Below are 9,704 nucleotides of genomic sequence, written 5' to 3' on the forward strand. Positions count from 1 at the left end.
TGAAGGGCTTTTCTTTTTTCTAAAAAGAAAAGGGCTTCAGGGAAAGAGGGAAAAAGGGGAGAAAACCGTAGGTTGTCTCTCCTTTGTCTAAAGAAATGAAAGTTCCTAAACAGCCTGAGGTAAATATAGGGTTAGTAGGTCATGTAGATCACGGCAAGACCACACTTGCTAAAGCACTTACTGGCGAATGGACTGATAGACATTCTGAGGAGTTAAAGCGCGGTATTTCCATCAGATTGGGGTATGCAGACGCAGCCTTCTACAAATGCCCTGAGTGCCCCGAACCCGAATGCTATTCTACAAATGAGACTTGCGCTTACTGCAAATCGAAGTCAGAAATGCTTAGATGCGTTTCTTTTGTAGATTCTCCAGGCCATGAAACTTTAATGGCTACAATGCTGAGCGGCGCTGCTATAATGGATGGCGCTCTGCTACTCATTGCTGCAAATGAGCATTGTCCTCAGCCTCAGACCAAAGAGCATTTAATGGCGCTCGATATTGTAGGAATAAAAAATATTGTTATAGCTCAGAACAAGATAGATCTTGTAGATGAGAATAAAGCTTTAGAAAATTACGAGCAGATAAAGAAATTTGTTAAAGGTACTTGCGCTGAAAACGCACCTATAATACCGGTCTCGGCACAGCATTCTGCTAATATAGATATGCTCATAAAAGCACTTCAAGAAAAAATACCTACTATAAAGAAAGCTGAAGACAAACCTATAAGGATGTGTATTGCAAGATCTTTCGACGTTAACATGCCCGGGAACAGACCTAAAGATTTGGTTGGAGGCGTTATTGGCGGAACCCTATTACAGGGCGTTTTGAAAGTAGGCGATAAAATAGAGATAAAGCCAGGAAGGAAGGTAGAACAGAAAGGTAAAGTTTTCTGGGAACCTATAATTACTGAGGTCACTACTTTGGTGTCAGGCGGTAGGAGAATGAGCCAAGTAACAGCCGGCGGATTGATAGGAGTTGGCACGAACTTAGACCCAGCTATAACTAAAGCAGATGGCTTAGCAGGTAAGGTTGCTGGAATGCCGGGCACTCTTCCAGAAACACTAGAAAAAGTCACTCTCGAAATTACTCTTTTAGAAAGAGTCGCCGGTACCGCTGAGGAGCTAAAGGTTGAAGATATAAAGACTCACGAGACTTTAATGCTAACCGTAGGAGTAACTACAACTGTAGGAATAGTAACGAGTGCAAGAGGTAACGAATGCGACGTTTTCCTCAAGCTTCCGATATGTGCAGAGAGAAATCAACGTGTAGCTGTGAGCAGGAGAGTTGCAGGAAGATGGCGCCTTATCGGCTACGGAGTAATAAAATAAATATACTATAAAATCATTATCTTACTCGTTGATTAAATGATAAGCGGTTGCGGATACGCCTGTAGTGAATGCTACCTATACATCACAAAGATATGCTCAGGCTGTAGCAGAGCTAACGAACTTACTAAAAACTGCAAAATTATGGCATGTCTTGAAGAGAAGGGATTACAGCATTGCCTTAAATGTGCTGAGAGATATAAAAAGGGCAAAGTATGCGAAATTTATTCAAGCGCTCTAAGGCATTGCCCTTTAAGAATATCATTTCTGAAAGCAATAAAGTAAAAAATTATCTCCACTATCTTCCTAATCTTTTTCTAAGCTCGCTTGCCTGAAATGTTTCTGAATAAAATAATCCGAAAACGTTCACGAAGATAGATAAAAATGAAAATTACAAAAAGTAGTATTCTATAGCCAAGGAGGTACAATATAAAACCCAATCCTAAATATCTTAGAGTTTTCCCCGTCACTCAAGTCCCTATCTGAAAAGGCTCCAGAATCTTTTTTATCGTTGCAATTGCAGATAGCGCTGCTAAATAACTCGTTTTAGGATTATCAGGGCAAACAACGTTTTTAGCCTCTATTTTGAATTCTCCGAAAGCGCCTCTAACATTAATTCTATGAATGTTCTCCTTTATTTTAGGGTCTGCAATTATTTTTACTTTCGTTTTCTCAGAGCCTATACCCGCAAGTGCCAGACAAGAAGCAACGTTAATGTTCTCAGGAAAATATTTAACAGCTTGCTCTGCACTGCCCATGAATAAAACTCTGGTTTTCTTTACATCAATATTTTTCGCTTTAAGATACTTATTACCTTCAAAAGCTCTTGGGCTCTTAATCGTAGTAAGAGTGACCTCATCAACTTTTGCTAGCTTTGCAGCTTTAATACCGTCAATGCCTAAAACAGCGCCTGAGGGTAAGTAAATTTTTCTGCTTTTTTGAGCCGCCACTCTTTCAAGCTCAGCTCTGAGCGCGCTATCTACAAAAGCTCCAACACTCATTATGAGCAAATCTTTTCCTGCACTAAGTATTTGATACGAATATTCTCTTACTGCTTGCTGGGAAGCGGACTCTACTACTAGCTCGACATTTTCTATAAGCTCCTTTGCACTGCTCGCTACTAGCGCTTTACTCAATTTTTTAGCTACTTTCACAGCTTTACCAATCTTCCTATCAAACAGCCATATCTCTTCTATTTCTTCTATATTCTCTAGAGCTTTCGCTAAAACAGTGCCTATTGCGCCAACTCCTATCACCCCTATCTTCATAATTTAACAAGATATATTTACCATGAGATATTTATTACTGTTGTGAAAAAAATAGGGTTTATTATCAATCCCATTGCTGGGATGGGCGGAGCAGTAGGCTTGAAAGGCACTGATGGAAGAGCATTAGAGCAAGCTTTAAAACTAGGTGCAAAACCGATCGCTTTAGCTAGAGCTGAAAATGCACTTGCTAATTTAGTTGATTACAGAGCTGAAGTTGAATTCTATACATGCTCAGGTGAAATGGGCTCTCAACTTCTAAAAAAATTTGGTTTTCGGCATTATATTATTTACAATCCTGAAAAAGTTACTACAGCTCGAGACACCAAAAAAGCATGCCAGGCATTAGTTGCTGAAGAAGTAGACCTTGTGCTATTCTGTGGCGGCGACGGTACGGCAAGAGATATTTACGAAATTGTAAATAAAAAAGTACCGATTCTAGGAATACCTGCTGGCGTTAAAATGCATTCAGCTTTATTTGGTACTAGCCCAAAAGCTACTGCAGAGCTTGTGGCTGAGTTTTTAACTAATCCACTCCCCAATCGAGAAGTTGAAGTTATGGATACAGATGAAGAAAAGTACAGAGAGAACATACTCGCAACAAAAATTTTTGGCTATGCTGTAACAATTTACAGACCTTTGCTTCTGCAGTTAGGTAAAGGCATCTTCGAATCAGCCAACGAAGAGCTCGCTAAAGAAGATATTGCAAAGTATATTGCAGAGCTTTTAGAAAAAGATAGGCTCTACATCTTAGGTGCAGGTACAACAATTCAGAAAATTACAGAGACACTAGGCTTAGAAAAAACACTGCTCGGTATTGACGTGCTCAAAAATAATTGTTTAGTAGCGAAAGATGTAAATGAAGAAAAGCTACTGAAAATTTTAGAAAGAGAAAAGAAGGTATCGATTATAATCTCGCCAATAGGAGCTCAGGGATTTATATTGGGTAGAGGCAATCAGCAAATAAGCGCTGAAGTAATAAAGAAAGTAGGTCTTGAAAATATTATTGTAGTAGCGACACCGCACAAACTAGCGCAAACACCTTATTTACTTGTAGATACTGGCGATGAAGAGCTTAACAAAGCTTTTGCAGGCTATAGTAAAATAATCACAGGCTATCACGAAATGCAAATGAAGAAAATTATCGTTCCTTAGGAAGAAGGTTAGGTACGCCCTCCTCTATTCTATAATCACCGCATTTCTTACATATCAGCAGGCCTTCTATAATATCATTACCTTCTTCCTTTTCAATTTTCAGCTCCAAATCGCCTTTGCACACAGGGCAGCAGAGTATTTCTAATAGGTCTTTTTTCATACTATCTAAATAGTCTTCGCAATTTAAATGTTTTGTAGCTTAGAGTAAACTCAGCGACGAAGTTCTTCTTGACTAGCTTTTTAGTTGAATCTATCCGCTGAGTTTAAGTATAAGTATATATTGCTATAGGAGAATTTTTAGCTCGTGATGTTTGGCAATGGGCGCTAGCGAGTATGATTTGGAACTTGATAAAATATGCAGAATTGTTAAGACAAAACGACGCAAGAAAATAGCAATTCAACTACCTGAAGCTCTAAAGCGCTATGCGCAAAATATTGCGCAGTATATTGAGCGTACTGGTGTAATAGTGTCAATTCAAGGCGAGCCTTGCTACGGAGCTTGCGATTTAGAATTGCGCTCAAGCAAAAAGCTTGCGGTTAATTTAGGGCATGCAGAAATACCTTATTTGCGCTCAGAAAAAATTGTTTTTGTAGAATGCAAAGCTAAGCATGATATAAAAGAAGTTGTAAAAAAAGCTTGCGAAATACTAGATAAGAATGTGGGGCTTGCAACTATTGCTCAATATACTCACAAACTAGAAGAGGCAAGAAATGTTTTAGAAGAAAATGGTTTTAACGTGTTTATTGGCAAAGGCACGCGGAGATTAAAATATCCAGGTCAAGTCTTAGGCTGCAATTTCTCAGCTTGCTCATCAATTGCTAGCAAAGTCGATAATTATCTTTATTTAGGCACGGGCAATTTTCATCCTCTTGGCATAGCATTAGCAACTAATAAAAAAGTAGTTATCGCAGATCCAGAGCTTAATAAAAGCTCAGATATAGAGAATTTAAAGATAGAGATTCTAAAACAGCGATGGGGCGCAGTTGAAAAAGCCATGAGCGCAGAGTTTTTTGGTATTATTATAGGTAGGAAGCAAGGTCAGAGAAGGGAAAAGCTCGCACTCGATATTAAAAAAAGTCTTGAAAAAAAATCTAAAAAAGCGCTTTTAATAGAGCTGAGTAATATAGAGCCACAATATTTAGAAGGTTTTAATTGCGATGCCTTTGTTTGTACAGCCTGCCCCAGAATTGCAATAGATGATTTTGCAATGTTTAGCAAGCCTATGCTAACGCCTGTAGAGCTTGAAATTTTATTGGGGCTTAGAAAATGGAGCGACTATGAGTTCGACCAAATTGATTAGCATAAAGAAGAAAGAGCTTGAGAAAATATTGCAAAGAATACCCCAACATCCAGAGCCTAAGCCTGAACTAGAGCAATACGTTACTCCAGCATCTATAGCTGCTGATTTGCTCTTCCTAGCTTACTCAGATATTGTTGGCAATGAAGTTGTAGATTTAGGCTGCGGAACAGGGATATTTGCAATAGGCGCTAAATTAATGGGGGCTAGAAAATGCATAGGAGTAGATAAAGATGAGAAAGCGATTGCAGTTGCAAAGCAAATCTGCAATGCTTTGGGAGTGAAAAAAATTGAATTTGAAGTTTGCAGAATAGAAGATTTTAAAACTAAATGCGATATTGTAATTCAAAATCCTCCTTTCGGAGCGCAGGAAAAACAAAAGCACATAGATAGAATTTTTATAAAAAAAGCTTTGGAGCTTGCGCCTGTAGTCTACAGCTTCCATTTAACTGAGACAAAAAATTTTGTAAAGGCTTTTGTAGAGAGCTTAAATGCAGGTATAACATTTGAAAAAATCTATAAATTCCCAATCAAATATACATTTAAATTCCACAGAAAAGAAAAATTAGAATTTGAAGTCTCTTTGTTTAGATTCGAAAGGAAATGAAAAATACTAAAGATAAAATAGTACTTCCCGGCGAGCTCATAGGCACTGCAGAAGAGTTCATTGCCGGAGAAGGTACTTTTGAAGAAGGAAATAAAATTTTTGCATCTGTAGCAGGTGTTGTAGAGCGCGATCCCGGAGCTAAAACAATAAGGGTAATAGCTATTAATAAACCGTGCGTTTTAAAAAAAGGCGATATTATAATCGGCAGCATAGTTGATATGAGAGATGTTTTTGCAACTGTAGAAATTTTAAAAGTTATTGGCAAAACTAGAGAGCCTAGTTGCGATAGAAGCGCTTCATTACACATTTCTAAAATTGATAAATATTTTGTAGAGAGCATTTCTAAAATCTATAAAATAGGCGATATTATTAAAGCAGAGGTAATACAAGTAAGTCCTTCAACGCAACTTTCAACTATGGCTAGAGAGTTTGGTGTTGTAAAAGCCTTTTGCAGCCTATGCAGAGCACCTTTAAAACTCAAGCTCAACAAGTTATTCTGCGAGAGTTGCAAAAGAACAGAATTAAGAAAGTTTGCAAGTGAATATGGTAAAGGTTTTAGTTGATACTAACGCTCTGCTTGCAATATTTCAGTTCAAACTCAACTTAGAAAAAGAATTGGATAGATTGCTTGGTAAATACGAAATTTTAGTTCCTACATGCGTAATTCAAGAGCTTAAAAAATTAAGGGCAAAACATGCCAAAAGCGCTTTGAAATTGGCGGAGCGCTATATTAAGACAGAGCTTAATGGCAAAGTTGATAACGCAATTTTAGAGCTAGCCAAAGAAGGTAATATAGTAGTTGCTACAAACGATAGAGCGCTACGAAAAAAGCTGAGGGCTAATAAAATACCAGTAGTGTTTCTCAGAGCGCGTAAAAAGCTGGAATTAGATGGTATTATCACAACGCAAACAAAAAATAATATATCTGCAAGCTAATTTAAATTCTACAAATGGCTAAAGAGGACCGAGAATTATTATACGCAATTTGGGCTATGGAAGTGCTTGTGAGCTCAGGTATAGGTCTAGAAAGTGCAATAAAGCATGTTGCCGAAAGTGATTATGGTAAAATTTCAAGAGAATTCAAAAAAGCTTTAGCAAAGCCTGAGGCTATGAGTGAGAGCCTTGAGAAAGCGCTCAGCAAACTAGCAATAGAGACGAAATCCAAGAGCTTAAAGAAAACCATTGGGATATTAACAAGAAGTTTGAAAAGCGAGACAGGAGTAGGCGATGCTTTAAGAACGCTCGCAGAGCATGAGACACAAGAACGAAAAGCCAGAATTCAAGGTTTTATAGAAAAGCTCGCACTAGTATCTGAAATTTTCATTATGATACTGTTGATTCCTGTAGTGATTGTAGTTATAAGCGCTACTTCATTACTGCCAATCGGGAGCGCGATGCTCGATCCCACGAAAACCAAACTAATCTTGTTTGCCATCATATTTCTGCTGGCTATGTTAATGGTATGGGCTAAAATTTTAGAAACTGAGGCTTGAAAAGAAAAATGGAGTTAGATTATACATTACTTGTGCTTGTAGCGCTAACGTTAATTTCACTCTGTTACTATTTACCAAGTTATGCTCAAGCCAGAAAGGTTAGAAGAATAGAGAAAGCGCTTTCTGAGGCTCTTAGCGAACTATCTGAAAGTTTAAAGTCAGGCTACTCGTTAGAGCATAGTCTTAAAGAAACTGCTGAGAAGCGAAAAGATGCTTTGGGTAAAGAGCTACAAATATTAATGAAAGATATGGAACAATATCCTTTAAAAGAAGCTCTTTTAAGGTTCGGCAAGAGGAGCAATTCAAGGGCAATTTCTAGAGTTGTATCAATACTAAATATTGCACTTGAAGCAGATGCAAATCTTGCAGAGGTAATTAAAAGAATATCTGAAGAGCTTTGGAGCGGCTATATATTAGAGCGCGAGCGCGAAGCTAAGGTAGGCACTTATTCCGTGCTAACAATACTATGCTCTGCTTTGCTCATACCTGGAATAATAGGATTTATATTTGGAGCTTTTGGACCTGCCTTCGCTAAGGATAAGCCGGGCGAGTACCAAGCGCTACTAACAGCCTTCCAATATTTCGTTGTTGCCCTAGGCGCATGCGGAGCATTGATGTCAGGCTGCGTCACGGGTAAACTCAAGCAAGCTTTTTTACTCATACCTACCTTTATGTTCATTGCCTATATCGCCTTTATAGGCGCAGTTAAACTCATGCCTAAACTCATGGGGATGTGATGGAAAATGGAGAACGAAAAGCATGCTCAAGTAAAGCGGGCGGTTGAAGAAGTAATTGAGAAATACGATGGCGTTACTATAAAGAAACTACCTGAAAGCCATCTGCCCTTATACGAAGTTGAATTTGGAGAGAAGTCAGAGCTACCTTATTTAGCTTTGGAGCCTTTGGTAAATGATGATAAACTTGAGGAAATAGTTTATAACGGCGTTGGCAAGTGCGTTAAAGTATATCATCGCAAATACGGTGTTTGCAATACCAATATCTTCATTTCTGAATATGATATTAGAAGAGTGCTAGAGAGAGTTGCAGGCTTTGTAGGTAAGAAAATCACTGCTGAGATGCCATTATTTGATGGCAGATTGCCGGACGGGAGCAGAGTCAATGCTACTATACCGCCTGCCTCTCCAGATGGACCTACACTCACAATCAGAAAATTCTTGAAAGATCCTCTAACAATTGTAGATTTGATAAATAACGGAACAGTAAACTCTACACTAGCAGCGTATCTATGGACTTGGGTTGAAGGCTTGAGACACAGGCCTTCAAATATAATTTTAGCTGGTGGCTCAAGCTCGGGGAAAACAACAACACTCAACGTGCTTGCAATGTTTATTCCTATTGAAGAAAGACTTGTAACTATAGAAGATGCTGCTGAGCTGCAGTTAGAGCATGAGCATTGGATAAGATTAGAAACAGTCCCTCCATCCGCAGGCGTTAGTGAGATTACAATGGATGCCCTGCTCAAAAATACGTTGAGAATGCGACCTGACAGAATAGTGATAGGGGAGATTAGAGGTGAAGAAGCTAGAACTCTTTTCACTGCAATGAATACCGGGCACGAGGGCGTTATTGGTACAGTTCATGCAAATACTGCTGCAGAAACTATAGTTAGATTAGTTACTCCTCCTATGAATGTAGAGCCTATGATGCTCACAGCTTTGGATCTAATAATAATGCATCAGAGAATGACTTTACGCGAATACGGTACTGTGAGAAGGATCACAGAAATATCGGAAGTCGCAGGATTAGAGAAGGACAGACCCAGGCTAAATACTATTTTCAGATGGGATCCTACAAGTACTACTCTAAAAGAGACTGGAGTGCCAAGTAAGTTAAGAGAGAAGATTGCAACAACTGCTAGTGTAACGTTATCAAAATTTGATGATATTGTAAAAGAGCGTAAGGAAATACTTGAAGGACTTGTAGTAAAAGGCTATAGAGATGTTAAGACAGTTTCTAAAGTTATACAGAATTATTACAGAACGAAAGCGCTAGAAGGTGTTGAAGAAGAGAAGCCTAAAGTAGTAGAAAAGAGGAAGCTTTTCGGTAAGAAGTGAAAGTAGCTACTTATAAGAATGAATGATTTTTTTTAGTACGAAAAGCTAAAAGCTCTTTAATATTTTGGTATCGCCAATTATGCGGGGGCGAGGATTTGAACCCCGGAACCCCTACGGGACAGAAGCCTCAGTCCTGCGCCTCTGGCCGAAGCCTTCAGGGGAAGAAAAAGGCTTCTTTAACCAGGCTTGGCTACCCCCGCTTGAATCTATTAATAGAAATTGTGGTAGATAAAAATATCTTTTTTTTAGAATACTCAAAAGCCTCTCTAAAAAGCCATTTTTTTCAGCAATATTCTGGACAAAGCATTAGCAACTAAAACGCGATATCTTTATATACAGCTAAGTAGATAATATCCTCAGGCGAGAAAAAAGCAAGAAGGAGGAAAAAAAGAAGATGGAAAAGAAAGGAATCGTGGCAATAGTGCTTGCGCTGTTGGTCGTAATACTACTAGGGGTGGCGCTGATAGGGACATGGTGGACAATGAA

12 protein-coding genes and 1 tRNA gene are annotated in these 9,704 nt (G+C 38.6%); 10 read left to right on the forward strand and 3 right to left on the reverse strand.

Features of this window, described 5'->3' with window-relative positions:
* Window positions 1-95 precede the first annotated feature (95 nt).
* Entirely contained in the window at window positions 96-1,328 is a 1,233-nt protein-coding gene (locus QMD21_06375; protein ID MDI6856387.1) for a translation initiation factor IF-2 subunit gamma, read from the forward strand.
* A gap of 36 nt (window positions 1,329-1,364) precedes the next feature.
* The gene (locus QMD21_06380) at window positions 1,365-1,610 is read left to right on the forward strand and encodes a DUF3795 domain-containing protein (protein MDI6856388.1); all 246 of its coding nucleotides are present in this window, start codon (window positions 1,365-1,367) and stop codon (window positions 1,608-1,610) included.
* A gap of 185 nt (window positions 1,611-1,795) precedes the next feature.
* On the opposite strand, the gene QMD21_06385 is transcribed toward QMD21_06380, so the two are convergent.
* Window positions 1,796-2,593, reverse strand: a complete 798-nt coding sequence (locus tag QMD21_06385) for an aspartate dehydrogenase (GenBank protein MDI6856389.1) — start codon at window positions 2,591-2,593, stop codon at window positions 1,796-1,798.
* A gap of 42 nt (window positions 2,594-2,635) precedes the next feature.
* On the opposite strand from QMD21_06385, the gene QMD21_06390 reads away from it, so the two are divergent.
* Entirely contained in the window at window positions 2,636-3,745 is a 1,110-nt protein-coding gene (locus QMD21_06390) for an ATP-NAD kinase family protein (protein MDI6856390.1), read from the forward strand.
* Here QMD21_06390 and QMD21_06395 read toward each other — a convergent pair.
* The gene (locus QMD21_06395) at window positions 3,732-3,905 is read right to left on the reverse strand and encodes a methytransferase partner Trm112 (GenBank protein MDI6856391.1); all 174 of its coding nucleotides are present in this window, start codon (window positions 3,903-3,905) and stop codon (window positions 3,732-3,734) included. The genes QMD21_06390 and QMD21_06395 overlap by 14 nt on opposite strands.
* Before the next feature lie 157 nt (window positions 3,906-4,062).
* Between QMD21_06395 and dph2 the strand changes: the two genes are divergently transcribed.
* From dph2 to QMD21_06430, 7 genes are read left to right on the forward strand one after another with little or no spacing between them, the layout of a single operon-like run.
* Window positions 4,063-5,046: a diphthamide biosynthesis enzyme Dph2 gene (gene dph2, locus QMD21_06400; protein MDI6856392.1), complete on the forward strand. Its 984-nt coding sequence runs from the start codon at window positions 4,063-4,065 to the stop codon at window positions 5,044-5,046.
* Window positions 5,024-5,650: an METTL5 family protein gene (locus QMD21_06405; GenBank protein ID MDI6856393.1), complete on the forward strand. Its 627-nt coding sequence runs from the start codon at window positions 5,024-5,026 to the stop codon at window positions 5,648-5,650. Before dph2 ends, QMD21_06405 begins: the two co-directional genes overlap by 23 nt.
* Window positions 5,647-6,213, forward strand: coding sequence for an exosome complex RNA-binding protein Csl4 (locus QMD21_06410; protein MDI6856394.1), 567 nt, complete (start codon window positions 5,647-5,649; stop codon window positions 6,211-6,213). The genes QMD21_06405 and QMD21_06410 overlap by 4 nt, the downstream gene beginning before the upstream one ends.
* Entirely contained in the window at window positions 6,194-6,586 is a 393-nt protein-coding gene (locus tag QMD21_06415; GenBank protein ID MDI6856395.1) for a twitching motility protein PilT, read from the forward strand. Before QMD21_06410 ends, QMD21_06415 begins: the two co-directional genes overlap by 20 nt.
* Window positions 6,587-6,600: 14 nt before the next feature.
* The gene (locus tag QMD21_06420) at window positions 6,601-7,143 is read left to right on the forward strand and encodes a type II secretion system F family protein (protein MDI6856396.1); all 543 of its coding nucleotides are present in this window, start codon (window positions 6,601-6,603) and stop codon (window positions 7,141-7,143) included.
* Window positions 7,144-7,151: 8 nt separating this feature from the next.
* Window positions 7,152-7,880: a type II secretion system F family protein gene (locus QMD21_06425; GenBank protein ID MDI6856397.1), complete on the forward strand. Its 729-nt coding sequence runs from the start codon at window positions 7,152-7,154 to the stop codon at window positions 7,878-7,880.
* A gap of 6 nt (window positions 7,881-7,886) precedes the next feature.
* Entirely contained in the window at window positions 7,887-9,218 is a 1,332-nt protein-coding gene (locus QMD21_06430) for an ATPase, T2SS/T4P/T4SS family (GenBank protein ID MDI6856398.1), read from the forward strand.
* Window positions 9,219-9,298: 80 nt separating this feature from the next.
* Here the strand turns inward: QMD21_06430 and QMD21_06435 are convergent.
* Window positions 9,299-9,418 (reverse strand) — tRNA-Leu (locus tag QMD21_06435).
* Between the last annotated feature and the right edge of the window lie 286 nt (window positions 9,419-9,704).

Source organism: Candidatus Thermoplasmatota archaeon (genome assembly GCA_030018475.1).
GTDB lineage: Archaea > Thermoplasmatota > JASEFT01 > JASEFT01 > JASEFT01 > JASEFT01.

What these genes read in the sequence shown, in the direction of transcription:
- QMD21_06375 (MDI6856387.1), top strand. Translation starts at nt 96, where the DNA reads ATGAAAGTTCCTAAACAGCCTGAGGTAAATATAGGGTTAGTAGGTCAT.
- QMD21_06380 (MDI6856388.1), top strand. Translation starts at nt 1,365, where the DNA reads ATGATAAGCGGTTGCGGATACGCCTGTAGTGAATGCTACCTATACATC.
- QMD21_06385 (MDI6856389.1), bottom strand. Translation starts at nt 2,593, where the DNA reads ATGAAGATAGGGGTGATAGGAGTTGGCGCAATAGGCACTGTTTTAGCG.
- QMD21_06395 (MDI6856391.1), bottom strand. Translation starts at nt 3,905, where the DNA reads ATGAAAAAAGACCTATTAGAAATACTCTGCTGCCCTGTGTGCAAAGGC.
- dph2 (MDI6856392.1), top strand. Translation starts at nt 4,063, where the DNA reads ATGGGCGCTAGCGAGTATGATTTGGAACTTGATAAAATATGCAGAATT.
- QMD21_06405 (MDI6856393.1), top strand. Translation starts at nt 5,024, where the DNA reads ATGAGTTCGACCAAATTGATTAGCATAAAGAAGAAAGAGCTTGAGAAA.
- QMD21_06410 (MDI6856394.1), top strand. Translation starts at nt 5,647, where the DNA reads ATGAAAAATACTAAAGATAAAATAGTACTTCCCGGCGAGCTCATAGGC.
- QMD21_06415 (MDI6856395.1), top strand. Translation starts at nt 6,194, where the DNA reads ATGGTAAAGGTTTTAGTTGATACTAACGCTCTGCTTGCAATATTTCAG.
- QMD21_06420 (MDI6856396.1), top strand. Translation starts at nt 6,601, where the DNA reads ATGGCTAAAGAGGACCGAGAATTATTATACGCAATTTGGGCTATGGAA.
- QMD21_06425 (MDI6856397.1), top strand. Translation starts at nt 7,152, where the DNA reads ATGGAGTTAGATTATACATTACTTGTGCTTGTAGCGCTAACGTTAATT.
- QMD21_06430 (MDI6856398.1), top strand. Translation starts at nt 7,887, where the DNA reads ATGGAGAACGAAAAGCATGCTCAAGTAAAGCGGGCGGTTGAAGAAGTA.